Source organism: Microbacterium sp. STF-2 (assembly GCF_034650155.1).
Classification (GTDB): Bacteria; Actinomycetota; Actinomycetes; order Actinomycetales; family Microbacteriaceae; genus Microbacterium; species Microbacterium maritypicum_A.
On sequence record NZ_JARKMW010000001.1, the window covers coordinates 2,258,262 to 2,282,153 of the forward strand.

Sequence of the window (23,892 nt, forward strand, 5' to 3'; positions counted from 1 at the left end):
CGCTCTTTAATCGGATGTTAGAGGGTCCCGTCGACGAGCAGATCTACCGCTCCTGCGGAGCGCGTCAGGAGGACGCCGGGCGGCCGGAAGCCTCGGAGTCAGGGCTCTCCCCGTCGGGCTCCGGGTCGTACAGCACCGGACGATCGATCGTCTTGGTGACGTCGGACGGATCGACGGCGAGGATGAGCATCGCCAGGATCAGCAGCGTCACGATGAACGCCCCACCGCCGACGACGAGCCCCAGCGCGATCGGGGTCAGCCCGTCGTAGGTGCCGTCGGCGATCGACGCGTTCACGCGTGCGGTGAAGGCTCCGGTCGAGACCAGGGTGACGACCATGGCGAAGACGCCGCAGCCGAGCGCGATGAGGAGCAGGTGCAGGGGCCGCAGAATGTCCCGGCGGGTGGGCTTCTCGTCGCTCATCGCTCTCCTCCATGCTCCGCGGGGGCGGCGCTGTCGTTCGATTCGGACACCGTGGCGACGGCATCGACCTGCTTCGGCGTGAGGCCGGCGATGCCGAGGAAGACCGCGACGATCGCCGCATAGCCGCCGAACATGCCGACGCCGAGGATGATCCCGGAGAGGACGAACGTGCCGGCCTTGTCGATCGTGTACTCCTGCAGGAACCCGGCCGGGATCAGCAGCAGGGCCACGCCGAGCAGAACACCCAGGCCCCCGACGGTGATCGCATCGCGCGACAGCATGCCGCCGGTGCGCCGGGAGCGGATGCCGGCGAGCAGCTCGATGCCGCCGCTGACGATGGCCCAGCAGGAGACGATGATGAAGAACAGGTCGTCGGAACGCCACACCGGGATTCCGCTCACCATGCCGGCGACGACGCCGACCGCGGCGAGCAGGACGTACGACCAGCGTGAGCCGGCGGGGAGCACCAGCCAGGCGGCGAGCACCTGGACGAGAGCGGTGATGAAGACGAAGCCGCTGAACACGGACAGGCCGACGGCGGCGGAGTGATCAGACGAGAACGTGATCATCAGTGCAGCGACTGCGGCGAACAGAGCGCGCAGCAATTGCACGTGGCGCATGGTGAATGCGCGAGCAGGGGCAGACATGACGGTCCAGAGTCCTCCGGGGTGTTGCTCCCAGTCTACGCGGGGCGGCGGAGCCGCAACGCCGGGAGCCCTGCGGAGGGAGGATTCGTGAAGCCCGGCTGATCTCCCCAGATCGATTGCCGGGCTTCACGACATACGCAGCAAGGGGGCATCACTGCGTCAGGCCGGTGATCGCAGGGTCGGGCACCCTGCCTGCGAAGACGGCCAAGTGACCCCACATGCCCACCCGGTCCCCTGAGGTACGCGCGTGCGGTCGTATGCTCACTCTAAGGCGCTGATCTTCACATACCGGAGGGGATCTGTGATGAGTTTCGAAGATGACGCGCGCAGAGCCGAACCCGATGACTTCGCGAACGCCCTGCGCGACGCGATAAACGCGAAGCCGGTGACGCTGTCGTGGCTGCAGCGTCAGCTCAAGGCGCGCGGGAACCGCGTGTCGATGGCCACGCTGAGCTACTGGCGATCCGGCGCGCGACGGCCGGAGGGGGCGCAGTCGCTCGCCGCGCTCAGCGACATCGAGGAACTCCTCGGACTCGACACGGGGGCGCTGAGCAGACTGCTCCGATCGACGAACCGCACAGGTCCGCTCGGACCCAACCAGTTCCCGATCGACGAGGAAGAGCTCGAGTTGGCGGTGATCGACGCCTTCCGCGCGCTCGGCGCCTCCTACCCCGACACCTCCCGCGAGCTCACGACGCATTCGGTGACCGATGTCGGCGCGGACGGCAACGTCGCATTCAGCATCACGCGCAGCATCGTGCAGTCCACGGTCGGCACGATCACGGCGATCCCCTTCCTCGAGATCACCCCCGGGGTGCGCACCCCCGCACCTCTGCTGAAGGCGGTGGCAGGGGGCCGGATCGCCGCGCGCTACTCCCACCCCGACGGCGAGGTGCACGGGGTGCTGTTCGAGCTCGATGTGCCGCTGACCGCGCCGGAGACGGCGATGGTGGAGTGGTCGGTGGAGTACCCGCCCGACTACCCCGCGACGCGCGACACCGGCCACGCCCTGGCGCAGAAGGCCAGAGAGCTGCTGGTGTGGACACGCTTCCATCCGGACGCGATCCCTGACTGGTGCGAGGAGCACCTCGAGACACCGGACGGGGTCATCATGACGCCGCTGCCGCCGCCCCGGGGAACGTCGGTGCATCTGGTGCGCCGGGCTTTCGGCCCCGGCGCCCTCGGACTGCACTGGGGCTATGGCCCCCGGGAGGATCAGCCGGGCTGATCTCCGGTCGCGACCGGTCGGCCGGGGGTGTTCGACCACTGGCTCCACGACCCGGGGAAGACCTTCGCCTCGATGCCGACCTCATGCAGGACCAGGGCGGTGTGCGCGGCCGTCACGCCGGAACCGCAGTATGCCGCGACGGCCGTGCCCGGCGTGACGCCGATCTCGGCGAAGTTCGCCAGCACGGTCTCCCGGTCGAGGATGCGGCCTGTGGCGTCCAGATGCAGCAGGGTGGGCAGGTTGCGTGCGCCGGGGATGTGTCCTGCCGCGGGATCGAGCGGCTCGGTCTCGCCGCGGTAGCGTTCGGGGGCCCGCACATCCACCAGGACACCGGATGCCGGGAACGCGGCGGCCTCGTCGATCGTCAGCGCATCCTCACCGATCTCCGTGAGGACGACATCGCCACGATCCGGCGCCACATCATCGGTCGCGACGGCGAAGCCCTCATCCTTCCACCCGCGGATGCCGCCGGCGAGCACCCGCACATCGACGCCGGCCTGACGCAGCAGCCACCAGGCACGGGCGGCCGCGATCCCCTTGAAGTCGTCGTAGGCGACCACCGTGTCGCCCGCACGCACGCCCCACCGACGCGCCGCGTCCTGGAGGGTGGCCGTCGACGGCAACGGGTGCCGTCCCTCCGACGGCTCGCCATGGGTGGAGAGCTCGGTGTCGAGCGCGGCGAACACGGCGCCCGGGATGTGCCCGGTGAGGTAGTCGTCGTGCCCGGCCTCCGGACGATCCAGGCGCCACCGCACGTCGATCACGCGCACCGGTGCACCCCGGGTCAGCAGGTCGTTCAGTTCGACGGCACTCACGAAGTCGCTCATGCTGCGAGGCTACCGAGTCGGCGGCGGCGTCCGGTGCGCCATCGTCTTCTTCCGTCACGATCCGAGCGACGGGTCCGGCGCACTAGGCTCGATCCGGCAACGTCGAGAAAGGGCCAACGATGCCCTCTCGTCTCCGCTGGATGCGGTTCCGACCGCAGGAAGCCGCGCTCATCGCGATCACCGCCGTCTGGGGCGGCACGTTCCTGCTCGTGCATTGGGCGATGGAGCACTCCGGACCCTGGTTCTTCGTCGGCATCCGGTTCCTCATCGCGGGACTGATCAGCGTCGTGATCTTCCGACGCGTGCTGCGCGGCATCCGCTGGCGCGATGTCGGCGCGGGCGTCGCGATCGGGGTGATGATCTACCTCGGCTACGGCCTCCAGACGCTGGGGCTGCAGACCATCGACAGCAGCACCTCGGCCTTCATCACCGCGATGTACGTGCCGCTGGTGCCGCTGGCGCAGTGGGCCGTGTTCCGCAAGCGCCCGCCCGCCATGGCGTTCGTCGGGGCAGGTCTGGCCTTCGTCGGGCTGCTGTTCATCGCCGGCCCCGATGCCTTCGCGCTGACTCTCGGCGCAGGCGAGATCGCGACCATGATCAGCACGCTGCCGATCGCCGCCGAGATCATCCTGATCAGCCTCTTCGCCGGGAAGATCGACCTCGGACGCATCACCGTGGTGCAGCTGCTCACCGCGGGAGCGCTGGGACTGCTCACGATGCCGGTGGTCGGCGAGGGCGTGCCGGAGTTCTCGTGGATCTGGGTCGGCTGTGCGGTCGGCCTGGGAGCGGCGAGCTGCCTGATCCAGTTGACGATGAACTGGGCCCAGAAGTCGGTCTCCCCCACCCGCGCGACGATCATCTACGCCGGGGAACCGGTGTGGGCAGGAGTCATCGGACGCATCGCCGGTGAACGCCTGCCCGCGACCGCGCTCGTGGGCGGAGCGCTCGTCGTGCTCGGCATCCTCGCGAGCGAGTTGAGGATCGTGCGGCGCAGGGCACAGCCACAAACATCACCGCAGGCTCGGGAGGAGAACCACGCCATGGGCGGAGAATCTCCTGTCGAATCTCCGCCCGACACGGAGATCTCCGCCCGCCGCGAGGTCACACCGTGAGCAGCACCTTCGTGGCGCGGCGCTCGTCCATGGCCCGATAGCCCTCGGCGGCTTCTTCGAGCGGAAGGGTGAGGTCGAACACCTTGCCCGGGTCGATCTTCCGGTCCCAGATGAGCTGGATCAGCTCGGGGAGGAAGCGGCGCACCGGAGCGGGCCCGCCGTGCAGGTGCACGCCGGAGTAGAACAGCTCCTCGCCGGGCAGCGCCACGTCGTGAGAGACGCCGACGAAGCCGACGTGACCTCCGGGGCGGGTGGAGCGGATCGCCTGCATCATCGACTCCTGGGTGCCGACGGCCTCGATCACCGAATGCGCACCGAGACCGTTCGTGAGTTCCTTGATGCGGGCCACTCCCTCATCCCCGCGTTCGGAGACGATGTCGGTCGCGCCGAACTCGCGCGCCAGCGCCTGCCGATCGGCGTGCCGGCTCATCGCGATGATGCGCTCGGCACCGAGCTCCCGTGCGGCGAGGATCCCGAGGAGCCCGACCGCGCCGTCGCCGACCACGGCGACGGTCTTCCCCGGTCCGACCTCGGCGGCCACGGCTGCGAACCATCCCGTGCCGAGGACGTCGGACGCGGCGAGCAGTGAGGGGATCAGATCGGCGTCGGGCCGGCCGGGCGTGACGACCAGCGTGCCGTCGGCGTGCGGGACGAGCGAGTACTCGGCCTGCGTGCCGTAGCGCCCCATCGGCACCACGTGCACGCAGCGGGACTGGTACCCCGCCTGACAGATCTCGCACGTGTTGTCCGACGCCATGAAGGATCCGACGACGAAGTCGCCGACCCGCAGCGTCTGCACCTCGGCGCCGATCTCCTCGACCACGCCGACGTACTCGTGCCCCATCGGCGCGTGGTCGACGTCGTTGGCACCGCGGTAGGGCCACAGGTCCGAGCCGCAGATGCAGGTTGCGGCGATGCGGATCACCGCATCGGTCGGCCGGGAGATGGTGGGCTTCTCGCGCTCTTCGACCCGGACGTCTCCGGGGGCGTGCATGACTACTCCGCGCATTCGTGTTGCTCCTTCTGTCGCGTGGACTCCAGTCCACACCGAATCCCTCGCGGATGGGAGGTTCTGACGGAACCCCTCCGAAATCCTGGGATCCGGGAATAGTCCGCCGAGCGCCGCGTTGCACCCGACATGATTGAAACTTCAACCGTCGCTCCGGTCGCCACGGAACGCACTCGCGTCCGCGTGCCGCTGCGCTTCGGCGACGGCTTCTCCACGACCGCCGACGTGGTCACCTTCGACGGCCTCGTCGACGGCCGCGAGCACCTGCTGCTCGGGCTCGGCGACTGGCGCGCCGCACTCGAACGCGCGATAGACGGCGGGGACGCGCCGCTCGTCCGTCCGCACAGCGAATGCCTCACCGGCGACGTGTTCGGGTCCGAGCGCTGCGACTGCGGCCCCCAGCTGCGCGAAGCCGTCGAGCGCATCGCCGACGAGGGCGGGTTTTTGCTCTACCTCCGCCAGGAGGGCCGCGGCATCGGCCTGTACGCCAAGCTCGATGCCTACGCGCTGCAGGACGCGGGCCTCGACACGTACGAGGCGAACGTCGCCCTGGGCCACGGCGAAGATGAGCGCGACTACACGGTGGCCGCCCAGATGCTGAACGCGCTGGGCGTCGACGGCATCCGCCTGCTGAGCAACAACCCCGACAAGGCCGTGCAGCTCGAAGCGCTCGGCATCCGCGTCACCGAGCGCGTGCGCACCGAGGTGCACCTGTCTGAAGCGAACACCCGCTACCTGCAGGCGAAGCGCGACCACACGGCGCACACGCTCGACCTGTCGGCAGCGTGACACCCGCGGGATACCCGAGTGACACCCAGGAGGACAGCATGACGGCGGAGCAGCAGCATCCGCGTCGCCTCGACGACACCGAGATGGAGACCTGGCTCCCCGTCATCCGGTTCGTCCAGCTGCTGCCGCAGGTGCTCGATCGCACGCTGAAGGAAGAGGTCGGGCTCAACCACGCCCGATACGCGATCCTCGTCACCCTGGCAGGTCAGGGTGAGAGCGCCGTCACCATGACCGAGCTCGCCCGCATCGCCGGCCTCAGCCGTTCCCGCCTGAGCCACGCTCTGGATTCTCTCGAGGAACGCGGCTGGGTCACCCGCACCTCGTGCGGGTCCGACAAGCGCACCCTCTCGGCCGCACTGACTCCGGCCGGACGGGAGATGCTGCGCACGGCCGCCCCCGTGCACGTCGAGCAGGTGCGGGAGCTCGTGCTCGATCCGCTCACCGTACAGGAGCGCGAACAGTTGGGGGCGATCCTCGGCAAGCTGCTGCCCGGGGTGACCGCGGCACTGTGAGGCGTCGCGGATCGGTCACCGGTACCGCCAGTACCTCCCTCCACGGTCGCTGAGCGCGTACCGTCGAAGGCATGGACACCCGCAGCGAGGTGCGCGAGTTCCTCTCCACGAGGCGCGCACGCATCACCCCCGATCAGGCAGGCCTCCCCGCATTCGGGGGCAACCGCCGCGTACCGGGCCTGCGCCGCGAGGAGGTCTCGCTCCTCGCGGGTGTCAGCGTGGACTACTACACGCGGCTCGAGCGCGGCGACCTGTCCGGCGCGTCCGACAGCGTGCTCGACGCCCTCGCCCGCGCGCTCCAGCTGGACGAGGCCGAGACCGCGCACCTGTTCGACCTCGCCCGCACCGCGAACGCCTCGCCGGTCGCACGCACGCCGCGGAAGAAGGCCACGGAGCTGCGTGCGAGCATCCTCCGCCTGCTCGATGCCATGACCGAGGCGCCGGCGATCGTGCGCAACAACTACTTCGACTACCTGGCCGGGAACGCCCTGGGCCGTGCCCTCTACGCGCCGGTGTTCGCGCAGCCGCAGCCCAACAGCGCCCGCTTCGCGTTCCTCGATCCGGTGGCGCAGGAGTTCTACCCGGAGTGGGACCGCAACACGCAGGAGCTCGTCGCGGCGATGCGCGGTGAGGCCGGCCGCAATCCGTTCGATCGGAAGCTCACCGATCTCGTCGGCGAACTCTCGACGCGGAGCGAGCGGTTCCGCACCCTGTGGGCCGCCCACAACGTGCGCTTCCACCGCACGGGCGTGAAGCGCATCGCGCATCCGATCGTCGGAGAGATGGAGCTGACCTACGAGGCGTTCGAGCTGCCGGCCGATCCGGGACTCCACCTGTCGACCTATACCGCGGAGCCGGGCACGGCGTCGGCGGACAAGCTGCGGATGCTCGCCAGCTGGGCGGCGACGGATGCGGCCGCATCTGTCGCCGCGGAGCCCGAGCCCGCTCCCGATCGCACTCCCACTCCCGATCACACCTCGGGGCGCGCAGACTGCTGAACCACGGTTCTGCTCTGAGCAGAACCGCTCGAAGCCGCCGGATGCCGCGGATTATCGTGAGGCATGGCCGACATCCTCGCATTCCCGCGCACCCCTCGCTCCGAACGCCCCCGCCCGAGCGATCCCGAGCCCCTGTGGAGACACCTGCTGGGTGACCAGCTGCGCCGCCGACGTCACGACCGCGAGGAGACCCTCTCCGAGACCGCCGACAAGGCCGGTGTCTCGCCGCAGTACCTCTCCGAGGTCGAGCGTGGATTGAAGGAGCCGTCGAGCGAGATGATCGCCGCGATCGCCGGAGCCCTCGACACGAGCCTCGTCGAGCTGACGAGCGACGTTGCCGACAGTCTGCGATCGACGGCACCTTCGCGTGGCGCGTTCGCCCTCGCCGCGTGATCCCGGAGCCGTCATCTGCATGATCGACGGACGGATGCATGACCACAGGCATCGCACCGGTCATGCAGTCGTCCGCCGCTCATGCATCCGTCCGCGAGCCCGGACTGCAGATCAGCTCCGCGCTCCCAGCACCGTGTCGACCAGCCCGTAGTCGAGGGCGGCGGCGGCGGTGAACACCCGGTCGCGATCGGTGTCGACCCGGAGCTCCGCGACCGTCCGGCCGCTGTGCCTGGCCAGGATCTCCTCCATGTCGGAGCGCACCCGCACCACCTCGTCGGCCGCGAGGATCAGGTCGGGGATCGCACCCCGGGACTGTCCGGCCGGCTGGTGCAGCACGATGCGCGCATGGGCGAGGGCGGCCCGCGCACCCGGATCTCCGGCAGCGACGAGGAGTGCTGCCGGTCCGATGGCCTGCCCGACGCAGGTGGTCGCGACGCCGGGACGGATGTGCTGCATGGTGTCGTAGATCGCGAGCGCTGCGCCCGGATCGCCGCCCTCGCTGTTGATGTAGAACTGGATGCCGGAGTCGGGGCTGTCCGCGTCGAGATGCAGCAGCTGCGCGATGAGGGCGTTCGCGACCCCCGCATCGATGCCCGTGCCGAGGTAGATGACCCGCTCCGCGAGCAGGTGCGAATAGACGTCCATGATGCGCTCGCCTCGGGGATGCTGCGCGATGACGTTCGGGATCGTGTAGCCGCTCATGCGTCCGCCCCCAGTCCGACGCGCGCGCGACGTCGCGGCATCACCTCGGCGATCGAGGCCACGATGCCGTCGATGAAGCCGTAGTCCTGCGCCTGCACCGCGGTGTACCAGCGGTCGTGAAGGGAATCCTCGAAGATGCGCGCGATGGGCTGGCCCGTGTCGTCGGAGATGAGGCCGAGCACGGTGTCGCGCATATGCCGCAGGTCGTCGGCCTGCGTCTCGAGCTCGCCCGCGGATCCGCCGATGCCCGCGGAACCCTGATGCATCAGGATGCGTGCGTGCGGCAGCGCCCGTCTCTTGCCGGGGGTGCCGGCGGAGAGCAGGAACTGTCCGGCGCTGCAGGCGAGTCCGAGGGCGAGGGTGGCGACGTCGTTGGGGATCAGCCGCATGATGTCTCGGATGGCCAGCATCGACGGCACGGAGCCGCCGGGCGAGTGGATCCACAGCGCGATGTCGGCGACGGGGTCCTCGGCCGACAGCGCGAGCAGCTGGGTCATCAGCAGCGTGCCGTTGTCGTCGTCGAGAGCGCCGTCGAGCACGAGCACCCGCTCGTGGAACAGTGCGCGGCGGGCTTCGGGACCGAACTGCGGGATGGGGTTGTCTTCGCTCATGCCCCCAGCCTCTGTCGCCCCGCAGGCGTGCGGAGCGGATTCTGCCCTGGGCGGCTCTGCCGTCAGCGGATGCGGGCAGATGCGAGCGGATGCGGGCAGATGCGAGTTCCTGGGCGGATGCCGGTGGGGAGGCATCCGCCCAGGCCCTCGGGTGGGGATGGAGGCGGGTGGGGTGAGCGGACGCGGATCAGGCGGCGAGGGCCAGTGAGCGCCGATGGGAGATGCGGTGACCGACCCAGAAGCCGATCGCGATCAGCCCGGCCAGGGCGATGCCGAGGATCCACGGCAGCATCGAGGGCGCGGCCCCCGCGGTGGCGGTGGCGAGGGTGTCGGAGCCGTCGGCGATCAACCCGTTCCCCGCGGCGAGGTCGGCGGCCCCGGCCTCGAGCTTGTCGCCGCCGTCCGCGAGATCGCCGGAGCCGTCCGCGACCGTCGCCGCGCCGGCGGAGAGCTTCTCGATGCCGATGTTGAGGTCGCCGGCCCCGGCCTGCAGCGCACCGACGCCGGTGGCGAGCGTGCTGGCGCCGTCGTTCAGGCGGGTTGCGCCCGCGCTGAGGTTCGCCGTGCCGGAGGAGAGGGAGGAGGCCCCGGTGGAGAGCGTCTGCAGCCCGGCGGCCAGCGTGGCGGCGCCGGCCGAGAGCTGCGACGTGCCGGAGTGCAGGGACTGCGCGCCCGCGACGAGGGCCGGCGCCCCCTGGGGAGCGACCAGCGCCACGGTGCCCGGCCACTTGTTCGCGACGTCGCCGTTGATGAGGCCGTTGACCCCGGCCGTGACCTTCGCCGACCCGCCGGCGGCGGCGACGAGCCCCTGGGCGAGGTCGGACCCCTTGGCCGCCACGGGAGCCATCGCGTCGACCTCCTGATCGACGCCGGCAGCCAGGCCGGCGAGCGCCTGGAGCTGCGGGTTCTTCGGGTCGGCGGCGAGCATCCCGGCGAGAGCATCGGCGAGCTGCTGCGAATGCCCTGGCGCCGTAGCGGCCACTCCCTGCAGGAGGCTCTTCGCTTCGGGCTGCGCGAGAGCGATCACGTTCGCGTCGACCTTCGTGCCGAGCGTGCCGCTGAGCGCGCTCGCACCCGCCAGTACCTGCCCGGCGTACGCGTGCGCTCCGTTGACTCCGGCGGCCAGGGTCGACACTCCCGCTGCCAGCGTCTGCGCCCCGGCATCCGCCTGCGCCATCTTCGTCGAGAGCTCCTGAGCCCCGGCGAGCGCGCTCTGGGCTCCCCCGCTGACCTTGCCGGCACCGGCTGCCGCGGTCGATGCGCCGGCGGCGAGGCTGCTCGCGCCGTCGGCCAGGCTCATGGCACCGCTCGCCGCCGTCGTGGCCCCGTCGCTCAACTTCTGGGAGCCCTCCTGCGCGCTGGCCGCGCCCGCGGAGAGGACACCTGTCCCCGTGGCGAGCTGCGACGCACCGGCCGAGAGGTCTGCGGCACCGGCAGCGAGGTCGGCCGATCCGTCTTTCGCGGACGTCGTTCCGTCGGCGAGCTCGGAGGCACCGGCGGCGATCTTGCTCGTCGTCGCGAAGAACAGGATCACCATCGCGGCCAGCAGCAGGCTGAGCACGATCACGGCGATGCGCATGCCGATTCCGTGCGAGTGGGGCGTGGTACTCGTCATTGAGGACTCCCGGGGTCAGTGGCGTCGTTGCCACCGGCGACTGTATGGGCACCCCGACTCGCGACCCCCGGATTTGCCGCTCGAAACCAAGTCTCAGCACCGATGAAACTCAGTTTCTTGTGGCTAGTGCACAAACGGGGGTGCCAGGCCCCTGTGCCCTGCGCGAAAAGGGGCCGTAACATCGCGGACTCACGACCCGCCTAGCCTCGTGCCCATGGCGAAGCAGAAGGCACCGGCGTGGCAGTGGTCGGAGGACGGACTCAATTTCCGCACGCGCAAGTGGGTGCGTCCGGAGGACCTCAACGCGAACGGTTCATTGTTCGGCGGCAGCCTGCTGAAGTGGATCGATGAAGAAGCGGCGATCTATGCGATCGTCCAGCTCGGCAACTACCGTGCCGTCACCAAGCACATCTCGGAGATCAACTTCGAGGCCTCGGCCGTGCAGGGCGATCTGATCGAGATCGGCCTGCAGGCCACGCACTTCGGCACGACGTCGCTCACCATGCGCGCGGTGGCCAGGAACATGATCACGCGCAAGCGCATCCTCACGATCGAGAAGATCGTGTTCGTCAGCCTCGACGACGATGGGATGCCGACCCCGCACGGCTATACGGAGATCACCTACGACCGCGACCGGATGCCGACCGAGCGCATCGCCACCGGCACGATCCGGCTCCCCTCCCTCTGATCCGCCACAGGAACGCCGAGCCACCTCCTCAGGCGCGAACTGCCCCCCGGTGTGCCGCGCGCGAGGAGGTGACCCGGTCGGAGAGGGGCGCATCGACCTCGAAGGCCGGAACGCCGGCGAACGCCTGGGCGAGGTCGGCGATGAGGTCGTCGACATCCTCCAAACCGATCGACAGACGCAGCACGTCGGCTGCCGGACGCGCTTCGGGAGGGACAGGCCGATGCGTGAGCGCCGCCGGATGCTGGATCAGCGAGTCCACTCCGCCGAGCGACACCGCGTGCGTGAACAGTGCGGTCGCGGTGGTGACCGCAGAGGCCGCGGCGAAACCCCCGCGCATGCGCATCGCGATCATCGCGCCGGTACCGCGCATCTGCCGTTCCAGGATGCCGCGCGGGTCGCCGTCGAGTCCCGGGTAGAACACCTCGGCGACCTCGGGGCGATCGATGAGCCACTGCACGATCCGCCGCGCACTCTCCTGCTGGTGCCGCACCCGCACGGGGAGGGTCGTGAGGCCGCGGTGCAGCAGATAGGCCCCGAGCGGATGCAGCAGCCCTCCCGTCACCGCCCGCACGCGGCGCAGAGCCTCCGCCGTCTCCTCGCTGCACGCGACGACGCCGGCGATCACATCGCCGTGCCCGCCCAGGTACTTGGTGGCGCTGTGCAGAGACATCGCCGCCCCGAGGTCGATCGGATTCTGCAGCACCGGGGTCGCGAACGTGTTGTCGACGACGACCGGCACCGTGCCGGCCTGGCGCACGACGTCGGCGATGTCGGCGATGTCGAGGGTGGGGTTCGCCGGGGTCTCCACCACGACGAGGCCGGTGTCGGGGCGCACGGCCGCCGCGACCTCATCGGGGCGACAGTAGGTGGTCTCGACGCCGAGCAGGCCGGAGCCGAGCAGATGGTCGGTCCCCCCGTAGAGCGGACGCACCGCGACGACGTGGCGCGCCCCGGTCGCTCCCGTGTGCGCCAGGATCACGGCCGTCATCGCGGCCATGCCCGAGGCGAAGGCGACCGCGGCCTCGGCGTGCTCGAGCTCGGCGAGTGCCTCCTCGAAGCGGGCGACCGTGGGGTTCCACAGTCGCGCGTAGACCATGCTGCCGTCCGCCGGAGGACGCCCTCCCGTCGCCATGGCCTCGTACGAGTCGCCGCCGCGCTCGATGTCCGGGAGCGGGTTCGTGGTCGACAGATCGATCGGCAGCGCGTGGACCCCGAGCCCCTCGAGGTCGGAGCGGCCGCCGTGGACGGCGACGGTGTCGGGATGCAGCGGTGCAGTCATGACTCCACGTTGCCGGAATCACGATGAAACCGCAGGAACTCGACAGAAGCCGCCAGAAATTCGACGCTGAACGCTATCCTGTGCAGGATCCGAAGGGCAAGGAGGCCCCCCGTTGGCGAAAGCACAACTCGACGAGACCGACCTCGAGCTGCTCGCGGTGCTCAGCCGCGACGCCGAGACGACGAACAAGGCGCTCGCACATCGCCTCGGCCTCGCCGAGTCGACCTGCGCACATCGGGTGCGGGCGCTGCGCGAGCGCGGAGTGATCCGCGACACGCGCATCCGCGTCGACGGGGCCGCTCTGGGTTTCCCGCTGCAGGCGATCATCAAGGTGCGCCTGGCGAACCACACAGGAGACAAGGTGACGGCCCTCTTCGATGCCCTGGTCGACATCCCGCGCGTCCTCCAGGTGTTCCACGTCGCCGGCGTCGACGACTTCCTCGTGCATGTGGCCGTGCAGGATGCGACGGCCCTGCGCGACATCGTTCTCGAGCACATCACGGTGCACCCCGTCGTGCGCGGCACCGAGACCCAGCTCGTGTTCGAACTGCGCGACGGGCCGGGAGTGCTCTCCACCTGACCCTTCCGGTCGCACTTCGTGCCGTCCGATTCCGTTTCAGACGGCACGAAGTGCGACCGGAACGAGCGGAGCGTCGGTGCGTGCGCGAGGATGGAAGGCACGCCCGCCAGGAGCAAGGGAGCACCATGAGCCGCAGCGCCACCGCCGCCACGCACACCGTCCGCGAGATGCGGGACTTCCTCTTCGCGAACGCCACCGACTATGCGGCGGCCCGCGACGGATTCGTCTGGCCGGAGGTCGACGAGTTCAACTTCGCGTTGGAGTGGTTCGACGTGGTCGCGAGTGAGAACCCCGACCGCCCGGCGGTGCAGATCGTCGAGGCCGACCTGAGCCTGCGCTCCTGGACCTACGGGCAGCTCTCGGCGCGATCCGACCAGGTCGCCTCCTGGCTCCGCACGCTCGGCATCGGTCGCGGCGACCACGTGATCGTGATGTTGAACAACACGATCGAGCTGTGGGAGGTGATGCTGGCGATCACGAAGATCGGCGCCGTGTCGATCCCGACCTCGACCCTGTTGTCGGCTTCGGACCTCGCCTACCGCGTCGAGCACGGACGCGCGCGGGCGGTCATCACTCTCGGAGCGCTCGCCGATCGCCTCGACGACATCGATCCCGGCATCCTGCGCATCGGCGTCGGCGACGACATCTCCTCCGGCTGGGCACGCTTCGCCGATTCCACCGCCGCTCCGGCGGGTTTCGAGCCCGACGGTCCGACCCCCTCGTCCGACACCGCGCTGCTCTACTTCACCTCGGGCACGACGAACCGCCCGAAGCTCGTGCAGCACACCCACGCCTCCTACCCGATCGGGCACCTGTCGACCATGTGGTGGCTCGGGGTGCGCCCCGACGACGTGCACCTCAACATCTCCTCCCCCGGCTGGGCCAAGCACGCGTGGTCCAGCTTCTACTCGCCGTTCCTGGCCGAGGCCACCGTCTTCGTCTACAACTACGCCCGCTTCGACGCGAACACGCTCATGCAGGTCATGGACACCCACCACGTGTCGACGTTCTGTGCGCCGCCGACGGTGTGGCGCATGCTGATCCAGGCCGATCTCGCCCGGCTCACCCGCCCTCCGCGCGAACTGGTGGGCGCGGGCGAGCCGCTGAACCCCGAGGTCATCGACCGGGTGCGTGACGCCTGGGGCGGGACGATCCGCGACGGGTTCGGTCAGACCGAGATGACCGCGTGCATCGGCAACTCCCCCGGCCAGGCGGTCAAGGTCGGCTCGATGGGACGCCCGTTGCCCGGTTATCCGGTGGTGCTGCTCGACCCGGTCACCGGCGCAGTCACCGAGGGGCAGGACGAGGGTGAGATCGCGCTCGATCTGTCGCAGCCGCCGCTCGGGCTCATGGCCGGCTACTACGACGACCCGGAGAAGACCGCGGAGTCACGGACGGGCGGCTACCACCACACGGGCGACATCGCGGTGCGCGACGACGACGGCTATCTCACCTATGTCGGCCGCTCCGACGATGTTTTCAAGGCTTCCGACTACAAGATCTCGCCCTTCGAGCTCGAGTCCGTGCTGCTCGAGCACGACCTCGTGATCGAGGCAGCGGTGATCCCGAGTCCCGATCCGACGCGCCTGGCGGTGCCGAAGGCCTATATCTGCCTGACCCCGGAAGCTCCGGCCGTCGGTTCGGATGCGGCGCGCGCGATCTTCGCCCACGCGCACGAACGGTTGTCATCGCATCTGTGGGTGCGGATCATCGAGTTCGTCCCCGAGCTCCCCAAGACGATCTCCGGCAAGATCCGACGCGTCGAGCTGCGGGCACGCGAAGCCGCGCGGGTGCAGTCCGGCGACGAGGCCGGGCAGCACCGTGACCGTGACTACCGCTGAGGTCAGCGCACGACGGCGATCGTCGCCGTCGCCGGCCCGGTCTTCGTGAGCGCAACCTTCGACGTCGCTGCGACGGGCGTCTTCGACGTCGCCGCGACGGGCGTCTTCGACGTCGCCGTGACGGGCGTCTTCGACGCGGGAACCGCCTTCGGCAGCTCCTCGACCGCGCGGTCGGCACGTTCCACCCCGGCCGCATTCACGATCGCGCGCACGACGCTCCCGACGATCAGCATCGCCGCCAGCGCCGCGCATGCCACGATCAGCGGCGTCCACTCGCGCGCGAAGGACGCCGCGAAGCTCATCAGCGCGCCCACGATCCACAGACCCACCGCGCCCCCGGCGAGCCCACCGGAACCCCGGACGATCGCGACCGCCGCGACGATCGCGAAGATGACGGCGAGCGCCGCACCCACGTAACCGATCGGCACCATCACCGCAGCCAGATCACTGGCCATTCTCAATGTCGTCATGACGACCCCCCGTCAGTGGTTACTCCACTCATTCGACATTAGAAGTGTCCCCCGGAATGGGCATCCGCCTCAAGTGCGACTCGCATCATCCTGAAGGCGGATATCTGTACGGACCGGCGCAGTCGGAAAGACAGCGGCGCGGCTGTCAGCGACGACGTGGCCACCGCAGGCGGCGCGCCCGCACGACCCGCACCGGCTGGGTGACGACCGCGTCCACGACCATCGACCCGTCGGTCGGTCCGACGATCGCGATGGCCGAGGTCTCCGTCGCCTCCGCGGGGTCGATGGGCAGCCGTCCGAGAGCGCGGTGGGCGCGGATGTACGCGGGGACGAGCAGCACGATCGCTCCGAGCCAGGCGAGCGGGTTGCTCAACGCGACACCGTCGAATCCGATCCATGCCCCCAGCACGATCGCCGCGCCCACGCGCATCACGAGCTCGATCACGCCGGTCACGGTGGGCACGAGCGTGTGACCGAGTCCCTGAAGAGCGCCGCGCAGCACGAACAGCATGCCGAGCGCCCAGTACCCGCAGCCGTTGATGATGAGCATCCGATGCGCGTCGTCGACGACGACGTCGGATCCTTCGCCGATGAACAGGCGCACCATCGGGGCGCCGAATGCGACCAGCAGGGCACCGAGGACCACACCGGCGGCGACCGCCATCCAGGTCGCCTCGACCACACCGCGACGGATGCGGTCGGGCCGACGACCGCCGTGGTTCTGCGCCGCGTACATCGAGACGGCGAGGCCGAGAGAAGACAGCAGGGCGACCGCGAGGCTGTCGACGCGCGAGCCCGTGGTGTACGCCGCGACCGCGTCGGCGCCGAGGGTGTTCAACGCGACCTGCACCGTGAGCGTGCCGATCGCGATGATCGACGCCTGGAACCCCATCGGCAGGCCGAGTCGCAGGTGCTCGGCGATGTCGTCACGGGTGATGCGCCAGTCGGCTCGGCGCAGGTGCAGCATCGGCAGGCGCCGACGCACGAACTCCAGGCACAGCGCCACCGAGACGGCCTGAGCGACGACCGTGGCGAGCGCAGCTCCCCCCACTCCCCATTCGAGGGGCCCGACCATCAGCACGACGAGGCCGACGTTGAGCGCACACGACACGGTCAGGAACACCAGCGGCGTCTTCGAGTCGCCGATCGCACGGATGATCGCGGACAGGTAGTTGAAGAACATCGTCGCGCTCGCGCCGAGGAAGCTGATCTGCGTGAAGATCGTCGCCTCGGCCATCAGCTCGGGCGGCGTCTGCAGCAGCGACAGGATCGGGCCGGCGAGGAGGGGCGCCCCCACGGTCAGGATGACGCTCGTGATGGCGCTGAGCAGTACGCCGGTCGCGACCGATCGGCGCACGGCCGCGTCGTTCCTCGCGCCGAATGCCTGGGCGATCGGGATCGCGAAACCGCTCGTCAACCCCCAGGCGAACCCGAGCAGCAGGAACAGCAGGCTGCCGGTCGCTCCGACGGCGGCGAGCGAGGTGACGCCGAGATGCCGGCCGACGACGATGGCGTCGGCGAACTGGTACAGCTGCTGCACCACGTTGCCGAGCAGGAGCGGGATGGAGAAGGCAAGGATGACGCGCCACGGACGGCCCGTGGTGAGGGAGGTGGCCATGAAGGAGCGGCTCGCAGAACTGAGGGGATGATCGGGGGTGCCACCAGCTTATCGAATCGATTCGGCGGGCCGGAAGACCGGTACTCGATTCTGGACTCGGCCCCTCCTCCAGGTACCGTCGGACGGCAACCGTCGACGAGGACCGGAGGAAGAAAGTGACGAAGCAGCACACGGGGGGAACCGGACGCGAGCGCGACACCGCCGCGGACGGAGAGGAACAGCATCTGCGGCGAGCGCTGAGCAACCGCCACATCCAACTGCTCGCGATCGGCGGGGCCATCGGCACCGGGCTGTTCATGGGCAGCGGCAAGACCATCTCGGTCGCGGGCCCCTCGGTGATCTTCGTCTACATGATCATCGGCTTCATGCTGTTCTTCGTCATGAGGGCGATGGGCGAGCTGCTGCTGTCGAACCTGAAGTACAAGTCGTTCAGCGACTTCGCGAGCGACCTGCTCGGCCCGTGGGCGGGCTTCTTCACGGGGTGGACCTACTGGTTCTGCTGGGTGGTCACCGGCGTCGCCGACGTGATCGCGATCGCGGGATACACGGATGCGCTCATCCCCGGAATCCCCCTGTGGATCCCCGGCGTGCTGGTGATCGTCATCCTGCTCGCCCTGAATCTCCCGACCGTCGCCGCGTTCGGCGAGATGGAGTTCTGGTTCGCGCTGATCAAGATCGTCGCGATCGTGGCGCTCATCATCACCGGACTCGTGATGATCTTCACCGGATTCCAACACGACGCCGGCACCGCGAGCTTCTCGAACCTGTGGGACAAGGGCGGCATGTTCCCGCACGGATTCATGGGTTTCGTCGCGGGCTTCCAGATCGCGGTGTTCGCGTTCGTCGGCATCGAGCTCGTGGGCACCGCAGCGGCGGAGACCAAGGACCCGAAGCGCAACCTGCCCAAGGCCATCAATGCGATCCCGATCCGTGTGCTGCTGTTCTACGTGGGCGCGCTCATCGTGCTGATGGCGGTCACCCCGTGGACCGAGTACGTCGCCGGCGAGAGCCCCTTCATCGCGATGTTCGCCCTCGCCGGACTCGGCATCGCCGCGACGGTGGTGAACCTCGTGGTGCTGACCTCCGCCATGTCGAGCGCGAACTCCGGCATCTACTCGACCTCGCGCATGGTGTTCGGTCTCGCACAGGACGGCGACGCCCCGCGCATGTTCGCCCGCCTCTCGCGCCGCCGGGTGCCGCAGAACGCACTGTTCCTGTCGTGCATCCTGCTGCTCTCCGGCGTCGTGCTGCTCTACGCGGGCAAGGACATCGGCACCGCGTTCGACATGGTGACCACGGTCTCGGCCCTGTGCTTCATGTTCGTCTGGACGATCTTCCTGTGCAGCTACCTCGTGTACCGGCGCACCCGCAAGGACAAGGTCGCCGCGTCGACCTTCCGGCTGCCCGGCGGTGTGTTCATGGTCTACGTGGTGCTGGCGTTCTTCGTGTTCATCCTGTGGGCGCTCACGACCCAGCCCGACACGCTGACCGCGCTGCTCGTGACGCCGATCTGGTTCGTCGTGCTGCTCGTGGCCTGGCTGTTCGTGCGCCGCTCCCCGAACCACCTGGCCCGGCACGCGGCGCACATCGCGCACCTCCGCGACGACTCGGTCGAGGCGGACTGACTCCGGCCTCGGGCGGTCTCTGTTCACCACTCAGGAACTTCGTCGGGCACCGGACCGGATCACGGGGACACGGCTGTCCGGCCCTGACGTTCCTGAGTTGTGAACGCCGTCAGGCCGAGACGGCCGGGGCGGCGGCAGCCGGGGCGGCGGCGGCCGGGGCGGCGGGCTTCGTCGCGAACAGACGCTTCCGCAGGGCGAGGAACAGCAGCACCATACCGGCGCTGAGCAGGATGTGGCCCAGCCCCGCGATGCCCGCGATCATGCTCGACGACTCCTGCCCGAGCACCGTGAGGCAGCCGTGCCAGATCATCATGGCCGACGTGAGCACCAGGCCCGCGTTGTACAGCCAGAAGAACCAGCCGAACAGGCGGCTCTCGGAGAGCGCGAACGCCTTCTCGAGGAGCAGGACGATCAACAGCACGATGAAGCCCAGCACGAGCAGGTGCGTGTGCACGAGCCCGAGCTGCGTCGCCTCCCCCTCGGGGAAGCCGTTGATCTTGGTGAACTCTCGGTAGAAGAGTCCGGAGGCGACGCCCGCGATCATGGAGGCGAACGCGGCGGTGAAGAGTCTGCGCATCGGGAATCCTTTCGGTCTGATTCCAGCCTCGGCGTCGCGGCCGTTCCGGGGATCCATCGAACGGTTGACAGGGTCCGGCCCCGCACACGCGGCCCGCGCCAGCGGGCGACTCGGAGCAGACCGGACTCAGAGCAGACCGGACTCAGAGCAGACCGGACTCGCGTGCGATGGCGATGGCACGCGCCCGGTTGTCGGCGCCGAGCTTCTCGAACACGTGCACGAGGTGGGTCTTGACGGTGGCCTCCGTCACGAACAGCGTCTTGGCGATCTCGCGGTTCGACGCCCCCGTGTCGAGCAGCCGGAGCACCTCCAGCTCACGGCCCGTCAGCCGCACCCGCGGCGCGCGCATGACCTGCACCACCCGCTCACTGAGCTCCGGGCTGAGCACGAGTCCGCCGGATGCGGCCTGCCGGATCGCACGCACGATCTCGTCGGGGGCGACATCCTTGAGCAGGTACCCCGCCGCTCCCGCCTCGATCGCACCGAGGATCTCGGCGTCGCGATCAAATGTCGTGAGGATCAGGACGGCCGGGGCCGGATCCTGCGTGCGCAGGGCGGCGGTCGTCTGCACGCCGTCCATGCCCTCACCGAGCCGCAGGTCGCACAGCACGACATCGGGATGCAGGTGCCGAGCGAGAGCGAGCGCCTCTTCTCCGGACGCCGCCTCACCGACCACCTCGACGTCGTCACGGTGGTCGAACAGCGAGCGCACACCGGCGCGGACGATGGGATGGTCATCGACGAGCAGCACGCGCACCGGGGTCATCCCTGTTCTCCGTTCCGTCGCCCCTGAGCGGCGCGGCCCAGAGGGATGTGCGCCGAGAGCGCGGTGCCGTCGCCAGGGGCGCTCTCCACGTCGAGCCCTCCGCCGAGCTCCCGCAGGCGCGCACGCATCGAGCGCAGTCCGTAGCCGCCGCCGCGGCTGCCGACGCCGCCCTGGGCGTCCCAGTGCCGGGCGTCGAACCCGATCCCGTCGTCGACGATGTCGAGGCGCACCGCATCGCCGGCATCGGCCAGGGTGACCACGACACGGGAGGCCGATGCGTGGGAGCGGACGTTCGCGAGGGCCGACTGCGCCGTCCGCAGCAGGGCCACCTCGGCGTCGATGCCGAGCGACGGCAGGTCGTCGTCGGCGTGCAGAGCGGCCTCGATCCCGGTCTCCTCGGTGAGGCGCTCCAGCATCCGGGCGAGGGCGTCGCCGAGCGCCGTCGACTCCAGCTCCGCCGGCGCCAGGGCGTTCACGATGCGCCGAGCATCCGCCATCCCCTCCGCAGCCAGGGCGCCGATCTGCTCGAGAGCGCGCGTGCGCTGCGACGGATCGTCGACCTCCAGGGCCGAACGCGCGAGCATCCCGATCGACGACACGCTCTGCGCGACGGTGTCGTGGATGTCGCGCGACACCCGGGTGCGCTCGGCCGTCGCCCCCGACTCGCGCTGGGTGCGGGCGAGCTCGTCCTGCAAAGCTGCCATCTCCTCCTGGGTCGCAACCAGCGAGGCGATCAGCCGACGGCGCTCGCGCCCGTCGCGGACGAGCTCGAGGTACCCGCGCGAGATCCCCAGCGCGAAGACGCCGCCCACGAGGGGACCGATCACGTTCGCATAGGTCGTGGTGCCGGTGTGCAGCAGCGGAGCGGTCACCACCACGGCGAGGACCACGACGCTGAGCAGCAGCGCCCACCGCAGGCGCATCACGAATCCGGCGAGCAGCCACAGCGGGAAGGCGAGCCACACGAACTCCGGCGAGACCACGACCGCGCCGAGCCAGATGAGGGTCAGCCCGAGCAGCCACCAGGTCGCGAGGCGACGGTCGGCGGTGCGTTCGCCGAGCAGCAGACCGCCGCCGTACCAGCCGAGGAAGACGAGCGAGAGGGCGAGGACCCACGGCAGCGGCACACCGTCCGCCGCGGCGCGCCACGCACCGACCACGAGCAGCACGACCGTGATGACGGCCTGACCGATCCGGATGGAACCGACCAGGCTCGCCCACGTGCGCGGCGCGCGGATCCCGGCCGCGGAATCGACGCGGCCGGAACGCTCAGTCCGCGTCTGCGGAGATGGCGACTGCGGCATCTTCGTATTCTCCCCCGTGCGGCCGGTCTCCGTGTCGATCCGCGTGTCGATCCCCGCGGGATCCCGCACCCCCGGCCTTCCGCGGCCACCACATCCGCTCGCCGACGATCGCGAAGATCGCCGGGACCACCAGGGTGCGCACGACGAAGGTGTCGACGAGCACGCCGATCCCGACGATGAGGCCGATCTGCCCGAGCGTGACGAGGGGCAGCAAGCCCAGCGCAGCGAACACGGCCGCGAGCACGACACCGGCGCTCGTGATCACGCCGCCCGTCGCGGTGAGGGCGCGCACCATCCCCTGCCGCGTGCCGACCGTCCGTGCCTCCGTGCGCGCGCGATGGACGAGGAAGATCGTGTAGTCGATCCCGAGCGCGACCAGGAACAGGAACGACAACAGGGGCACCTGGAGGTCGAGCGCGTCCCACCCGAACACGACCCTGCTCAGCCACGTGCCGGCACCGATGGCCGCGACCGCGCTGAGGATGTTCACCGCGAGCAGCAGCACCGGCGCCACCAGGGAACGCAGCAGCACGATCAGCACGAGCAGACTGACGGCGAGGACGAGCGGGACGACCAGCAGCAGGTCGCGCCGATTGCCTTCGCGCGCATCGAGATCCGCCGCCACCGGGCCGCCCACCACGGCGTCGGCATCCGGCACCGTCTGCACGGCCTCTCGTACCGCGCTCACCAGGTCGAGGCTCGCGGGCGTTCCGGGCGCCGGCTCACCGACGACGAGCAGACGGGTGAGCGCTCCGTCGCTGCTCTCCCCGGTCGCCGATACCCGGAGCACACCCGGCACGTCGTCGATCGCGGCGACCAGCGCATCGGCCTCCGCCGTATCGCCGATCACGATCATCGGCTGCGCCTCCCCGGCCGGGAAGTGATCGCCGAGCACCGTGAGACCTGCGGCCGACTCGGACACGACACGGAACTTCTCGACCTGGGTGAGCCCGACGGACGCTCCGGCGAGCCCACCGGCGAGAACGCCGAGCAGCGCGAGTCCGCCGACCAGCGGCACCCACGGGCGCCGGGAGACGCGTTGAGCCACCGCACCCCACACGCGGCCCGTGGCCGCGACATCGCCCACGCGCGGCGCGAACGGCCAGAACAGTCGACGGCCGCACACGGCGAGCGCCGGTGGCAGCACCAGGAGCACGGCGGCGAGCGCGATCAGCAGGCCCACGGCAGAGGCGATGCCGAGCCCGCGCGTTCCCGGGATCACCGCGAGGGCGAGAGTCGACAGCGCCAGGACCACGGTGACGTTCGAGGCGACGATCGCGGGGGCGGTGGCACGCCAGGCGGCGACCAGGGCGCGGCGATGATCGGTCTCGCGGGCGAGTTCTTCGCGGTAGCGCGAGATGAGCACGAGGGCGTAGTTCGTTCCGGCACCGAAGACGAGCACGCTCACGATCCCGGAGTCGAACTGCAGCCCGAGCCCGGCGCCGATCGCCGCGGTCGCCTTGTTGGCCAGCTGATCGGCGAGGGCGACCACGATGAGGGCGATCATCCACAGCACGGGCGAGCGGTACGTGACGATGAGCAGCAGGGCCACGATCCCGAGGGTCACCATCAACAGCGTGAAGTCCGCGCCGTCGAACGCGGAGGCGACGTCCACACCGAACGCGGGCCCGCCCGTGACCTGCACGTGCATCCCGGTGAGGGGATGCTCCGCCACGGTGTCGCGCAGACCGTGCACGGCGTCAGCGACGTCGTCGTCGTCCAGGGTCAGCGTCGCCTGGATCACCGCGGCCTCGCCGTCGTCGCTGACGATCGGACCGTGGGGGGCGTGCCCGGTCTCCGCTTCGACATCGCCCGAGAGCGCACCGAGGGCGGCGAGGTCGGCATCGCTGAGCTGCGCGTCGTCGTCACGGGAGGCGACCAGCAGTACCGTGTGCTCGTCCGCGTCGGGGAACTGCTCGGCGAGGAGCGCGGCCTGCGCGGATTCGGAATCCGGCGGAGCCACGTCGTTGCCTGCCGGGACCGATGCCCGTCCGAACGCGCCGAGGAGGGCGGTGAACGCGACCGCCGCGATCAGCAGGGAGATCCATCCCCCGCGACGAGAGGTGAGCCACAGCGGAAGGGAGCGGAGGGTGCGGAGCATGACTCCAGTCCAGCCGCCCTCACCCTCGACCGGATCGCGCAGGGGGCGGAGACGGGTCTCCACCCTTCGATGGATCCGCGCGGCGCGCAGGAGGGTCCGGCAGCAGCCTCCTGCCGAGAGAGGGGCCCCCGTCAACGGGGTTCCACCAGACCCTCCCCCGTCGCCGCACGTGCGCGTAG

Annotated in this window: 24 protein-coding genes; 10 read left to right on the forward strand and 14 right to left on the reverse strand. The window is 69.9% G+C overall.

Annotated features, from left to right (window positions below):
- Nucleotides 1-64: 64 nt before the first annotated feature.
- Both MicroSTF_RS10900 and MicroSTF_RS10905 read right to left on the reverse strand, forming a co-directional pair.
- Complete coding sequence (locus tag MicroSTF_RS10900; RefSeq protein WP_021201588.1) at nucleotides 65-421, reverse strand: hypothetical protein; 357 nt, start codon at nucleotides 419-421, stop codon at nucleotides 65-67.
- A complete protein-coding gene (locus MicroSTF_RS10905) occupies nucleotides 418-1,068 on the reverse strand; it encodes a hypothetical protein (protein ID WP_029264845.1) in 651 nt (216 codons plus the stop codon). The genes MicroSTF_RS10900 and MicroSTF_RS10905 overlap by 4 nt, the downstream gene beginning before the upstream one ends.
- Nucleotides 1,069-1,372: 304 nt before the next feature.
- Between MicroSTF_RS10905 and MicroSTF_RS10910 the strand changes: the two genes are divergently transcribed.
- A complete protein-coding gene (locus MicroSTF_RS10910) occupies nucleotides 1,373-2,296 on the forward strand; it encodes a hypothetical protein (RefSeq protein WP_029260654.1) in 924 nt (307 codons plus the stop codon).
- On the opposite strand, the gene MicroSTF_RS10915 is transcribed toward MicroSTF_RS10910, so the two are convergent.
- Nucleotides 2,284-3,123 (reverse strand): sulfurtransferase, encoded by an 840-nt coding sequence (locus MicroSTF_RS10915; RefSeq protein WP_322955552.1) that lies wholly within the window; start codon nucleotides 3,121-3,123, stop codon nucleotides 2,284-2,286. The two genes, MicroSTF_RS10910 and MicroSTF_RS10915, sit on opposite strands and share 13 nt — an antisense overlap.
- A 119-nt stretch (nucleotides 3,124-3,242) precedes the next feature.
- Between MicroSTF_RS10915 and MicroSTF_RS10920 the strand changes: the two genes are divergently transcribed.
- Nucleotides 3,243-4,235, forward strand: a complete 993-nt coding sequence (locus tag MicroSTF_RS10920; protein ID WP_322955554.1) for a DMT family transporter — start codon at nucleotides 3,243-3,245, stop codon at nucleotides 4,233-4,235.
- Here the strand turns inward: MicroSTF_RS10920 and MicroSTF_RS10925 are convergent.
- Nucleotides 4,225-5,244, reverse strand: coding sequence for a zinc-dependent alcohol dehydrogenase family protein (locus tag MicroSTF_RS10925; RefSeq protein ID WP_136024685.1), 1,020 nt, complete (start codon nucleotides 5,242-5,244; stop codon nucleotides 4,225-4,227). The two genes, MicroSTF_RS10920 and MicroSTF_RS10925, sit on opposite strands and share 11 nt — an antisense overlap.
- A 129-nt stretch (nucleotides 5,245-5,373) precedes the next feature.
- Between MicroSTF_RS10925 and MicroSTF_RS10930 the strand changes: the two genes are divergently transcribed.
- From MicroSTF_RS10930 to MicroSTF_RS10945, 4 genes are all read left to right on the forward strand, one after another.
- A complete protein-coding gene (locus tag MicroSTF_RS10930; RefSeq protein ID WP_031208311.1) occupies nucleotides 5,374-6,033 on the forward strand; it encodes a GTP cyclohydrolase II in 660 nt (219 codons plus the stop codon).
- A 38-nt stretch (nucleotides 6,034-6,071) separates the two neighbouring features.
- Complete coding sequence (locus MicroSTF_RS10935) at nucleotides 6,072-6,545, forward strand: MarR family winged helix-turn-helix transcriptional regulator (protein WP_136024686.1); 474 nt, start codon at nucleotides 6,072-6,074, stop codon at nucleotides 6,543-6,545.
- A 71-nt stretch (nucleotides 6,546-6,616) separates the two neighbouring features.
- A complete protein-coding gene (locus MicroSTF_RS10940) occupies nucleotides 6,617-7,543 on the forward strand; it encodes a helix-turn-helix transcriptional regulator (protein ID WP_315068530.1) in 927 nt (308 codons plus the stop codon).
- Between the two features lie 63 nt (nucleotides 7,544-7,606).
- Complete coding sequence (locus MicroSTF_RS10945; RefSeq protein ID WP_021201579.1) at nucleotides 7,607-7,936, forward strand: helix-turn-helix domain-containing protein; 330 nt, start codon at nucleotides 7,607-7,609, stop codon at nucleotides 7,934-7,936.
- 111 nt (nucleotides 7,937-8,047) lie between these two features.
- On the opposite strand, the gene MicroSTF_RS10950 is transcribed toward MicroSTF_RS10945, so the two are convergent.
- The 3 genes from MicroSTF_RS10950 to MicroSTF_RS10960 form a co-directional block, all read right to left on the reverse strand.
- A complete protein-coding gene (locus MicroSTF_RS10950; protein WP_322955562.1) occupies nucleotides 8,048-8,638 on the reverse strand; it encodes a ClpP family protease in 591 nt (196 codons plus the stop codon).
- Nucleotides 8,635-9,249: a ClpP family protease gene (locus MicroSTF_RS10955; RefSeq protein ID WP_021201577.1), complete on the reverse strand. Its 615-nt coding sequence runs from the start codon at nucleotides 9,247-9,249 to the stop codon at nucleotides 8,635-8,637. The genes MicroSTF_RS10950 and MicroSTF_RS10955 overlap by 4 nt, the downstream gene beginning before the upstream one ends.
- A 187-nt stretch (nucleotides 9,250-9,436) precedes the next feature.
- Complete coding sequence (locus tag MicroSTF_RS10960) at nucleotides 9,437-10,864, reverse strand: hypothetical protein (protein ID WP_136024688.1); 1,428 nt, start codon at nucleotides 10,862-10,864, stop codon at nucleotides 9,437-9,439.
- A gap of 214 nt (nucleotides 10,865-11,078) precedes the next feature.
- Here MicroSTF_RS10960 and MicroSTF_RS10965 point away from each other — a divergent pair, with 214 nt between their 5' ends.
- Nucleotides 11,079-11,552, forward strand: coding sequence for an acyl-CoA thioesterase (locus MicroSTF_RS10965; RefSeq protein ID WP_051671231.1), 474 nt, complete (start codon nucleotides 11,079-11,081; stop codon nucleotides 11,550-11,552).
- 28 nt (nucleotides 11,553-11,580) lie between these two features.
- On the opposite strand, the gene MicroSTF_RS10970 is transcribed toward MicroSTF_RS10965, so the two are convergent.
- Nucleotides 11,581-12,831 (reverse strand): trans-sulfuration enzyme family protein, encoded by a 1,251-nt coding sequence (locus tag MicroSTF_RS10970; protein WP_021201574.1) that lies wholly within the window; start codon nucleotides 12,829-12,831, stop codon nucleotides 11,581-11,583.
- A 112-nt stretch (nucleotides 12,832-12,943) separates the two neighbouring features.
- Here MicroSTF_RS10970 and MicroSTF_RS10975 point away from each other — a divergent pair, with 112 nt between their 5' ends.
- Both MicroSTF_RS10975 and MicroSTF_RS10980 read left to right on the forward strand, forming a co-directional pair.
- A complete protein-coding gene (locus MicroSTF_RS10975; RefSeq protein WP_021201573.1) occupies nucleotides 12,944-13,411 on the forward strand; it encodes an Lrp/AsnC family transcriptional regulator in 468 nt (155 codons plus the stop codon).
- 125 nt (nucleotides 13,412-13,536) lie between these two features.
- A complete protein-coding gene (locus tag MicroSTF_RS10980; RefSeq protein ID WP_322955566.1) occupies nucleotides 13,537-15,252 on the forward strand; it encodes an AMP-binding protein in 1,716 nt (571 codons plus the stop codon).
- 2 nt (nucleotides 15,253-15,254) lie between these two features.
- Here MicroSTF_RS10980 and MicroSTF_RS10985 read toward each other — a convergent pair whose 3' ends face one another.
- Complete coding sequence (locus tag MicroSTF_RS10985; RefSeq protein ID WP_136025500.1) at nucleotides 15,255-15,722, reverse strand: hypothetical protein; 468 nt, start codon at nucleotides 15,720-15,722, stop codon at nucleotides 15,255-15,257.
- Between the two features lie 145 nt (nucleotides 15,723-15,867).
- Nucleotides 15,868-17,340 (reverse strand): MATE family efflux transporter, encoded by a 1,473-nt coding sequence (locus MicroSTF_RS10990; RefSeq protein WP_029260665.1) that lies wholly within the window; start codon nucleotides 17,338-17,340, stop codon nucleotides 15,868-15,870.
- A 155-nt stretch (nucleotides 17,341-17,495) separates the two neighbouring features.
- Here MicroSTF_RS10990 and cycA point away from each other — a divergent pair, with 155 nt between their 5' ends.
- Nucleotides 17,496-18,965: a D-serine/D-alanine/glycine transporter gene (gene cycA, locus MicroSTF_RS10995; protein WP_029260666.1), complete on the forward strand. Its 1,470-nt coding sequence runs from the start codon at nucleotides 17,496-17,498 to the stop codon at nucleotides 18,963-18,965.
- A gap of 109 nt (nucleotides 18,966-19,074) precedes the next feature.
- On the opposite strand, the gene MicroSTF_RS11000 is transcribed toward cycA, so the two are convergent.
- The 4 genes from MicroSTF_RS11000 to MicroSTF_RS11015 form a co-directional block, all read right to left on the reverse strand.
- Entirely contained in the window at nucleotides 19,075-19,542 is a 468-nt protein-coding gene (locus MicroSTF_RS11000; RefSeq protein ID WP_029267911.1) for a DUF2871 domain-containing protein, read from the reverse strand.
- A 142-nt stretch (nucleotides 19,543-19,684) separates the two neighbouring features.
- The gene (locus MicroSTF_RS11005) at nucleotides 19,685-20,308 is read right to left on the reverse strand and encodes a response regulator (protein WP_029260668.1); all 624 of its coding nucleotides are present in this window, start codon (nucleotides 20,306-20,308) and stop codon (nucleotides 19,685-19,687) included.
- Complete coding sequence (locus MicroSTF_RS11010) at nucleotides 20,305-21,612, reverse strand: sensor histidine kinase (RefSeq protein ID WP_029260669.1); 1,308 nt, start codon at nucleotides 21,610-21,612, stop codon at nucleotides 20,305-20,307. Before MicroSTF_RS11010 ends, MicroSTF_RS11005 begins: the two co-directional genes overlap by 4 nt.
- Nucleotides 21,578-23,713, reverse strand: a complete 2,136-nt coding sequence (locus MicroSTF_RS11015; protein ID WP_322955572.1) for an MMPL family transporter — start codon at nucleotides 23,711-23,713, stop codon at nucleotides 21,578-21,580. Before MicroSTF_RS11015 ends, MicroSTF_RS11010 begins: the two co-directional genes overlap by 35 nt.
- Nucleotides 23,714-23,892 lie beyond the last annotated feature (179 nt).

Bases quoted from the DNA above. Each gene is read 5' to 3' on its own strand.
- MicroSTF_RS10910 (WP_029260654.1), top strand. From the start codon at position 1,373: ATGAGTTTCGAAGATGACGCGCGCAGAGCCGAACCCGATGACTTCGCG.
- MicroSTF_RS10985 (WP_136025500.1), bottom strand. From the start codon at position 15,722: ATGACGACATTGAGAATGGCCAGTGATCTGGCTGCGGTGATGGTGCCG.
- MicroSTF_RS11000 (WP_029267911.1), bottom strand. From the start codon at position 19,542: ATGCGCAGACTCTTCACCGCCGCGTTCGCCTCCATGATCGCGGGCGTC.
- MicroSTF_RS10900 (WP_021201588.1), bottom strand. From the start codon at position 421: ATGAGCGACGAGAAGCCCACCCGCCGGGACATTCTGCGGCCCCTGCAC.
- MicroSTF_RS10965 (WP_051671231.1), top strand. From the start codon at position 11,079: ATGGCGAAGCAGAAGGCACCGGCGTGGCAGTGGTCGGAGGACGGACTC.
- MicroSTF_RS10950 (WP_322955562.1), bottom strand. From the start codon at position 8,638: ATGAGCGGCTACACGATCCCGAACGTCATCGCGCAGCATCCCCGAGGC.
- MicroSTF_RS10935 (WP_136024686.1), top strand. From the start codon at position 6,072: ATGACGGCGGAGCAGCAGCATCCGCGTCGCCTCGACGACACCGAGATG.
- MicroSTF_RS10960 (WP_136024688.1), bottom strand. From the start codon at position 10,864: ATGACGAGTACCACGCCCCACTCGCACGGAATCGGCATGCGCATCGCC.
- MicroSTF_RS11015 (WP_322955572.1), bottom strand. From the start codon at position 23,713: ATGCTCCGCACCCTCCGCTCCCTTCCGCTGTGGCTCACCTCTCGTCGC.
- MicroSTF_RS10970 (WP_021201574.1), bottom strand. From the start codon at position 12,831: ATGACTGCACCGCTGCATCCCGACACCGTCGCCGTCCACGGCGGCCGC.
- MicroSTF_RS10925 (WP_136024685.1), bottom strand. From the start codon at position 5,244: ATGCGCGGAGTAGTCATGCACGCCCCCGGAGACGTCCGGGTCGAAGAG.
- MicroSTF_RS11005 (WP_029260668.1), bottom strand. From the start codon at position 20,308: ATGACCCCGGTGCGCGTGCTGCTCGTCGATGACCATCCCATCGTCCGC.
- MicroSTF_RS10990 (WP_029260665.1), bottom strand. From the start codon at position 17,340: ATGGCCACCTCCCTCACCACGGGCCGTCCGTGGCGCGTCATCCTTGCC.
- MicroSTF_RS10905 (WP_029264845.1), bottom strand. From the start codon at position 1,068: ATGTCTGCCCCTGCTCGCGCATTCACCATGCGCCACGTGCAATTGCTG.
- MicroSTF_RS10920 (WP_322955554.1), top strand. From the start codon at position 3,243: ATGCCCTCTCGTCTCCGCTGGATGCGGTTCCGACCGCAGGAAGCCGCG.
- MicroSTF_RS10980 (WP_322955566.1), top strand. From the start codon at position 13,537: ATGAGCCGCAGCGCCACCGCCGCCACGCACACCGTCCGCGAGATGCGG.
- MicroSTF_RS10945 (WP_021201579.1), top strand. From the start codon at position 7,607: ATGGCCGACATCCTCGCATTCCCGCGCACCCCTCGCTCCGAACGCCCC.
- MicroSTF_RS10940 (WP_315068530.1), top strand. From the start codon at position 6,617: ATGGACACCCGCAGCGAGGTGCGCGAGTTCCTCTCCACGAGGCGCGCA.
- MicroSTF_RS10930 (WP_031208311.1), top strand. From the start codon at position 5,374: ATGATTGAAACTTCAACCGTCGCTCCGGTCGCCACGGAACGCACTCGC.
- MicroSTF_RS10955 (WP_021201577.1), bottom strand. From the start codon at position 9,249: ATGAGCGAAGACAACCCCATCCCGCAGTTCGGTCCCGAAGCCCGCCGC.
- MicroSTF_RS11010 (WP_029260669.1), bottom strand. From the start codon at position 21,612: ATGCCGCAGTCGCCATCTCCGCAGACGCGGACTGAGCGTTCCGGCCGC.
- MicroSTF_RS10915 (WP_322955552.1), bottom strand. From the start codon at position 3,123: ATGAGCGACTTCGTGAGTGCCGTCGAACTGAACGACCTGCTGACCCGG.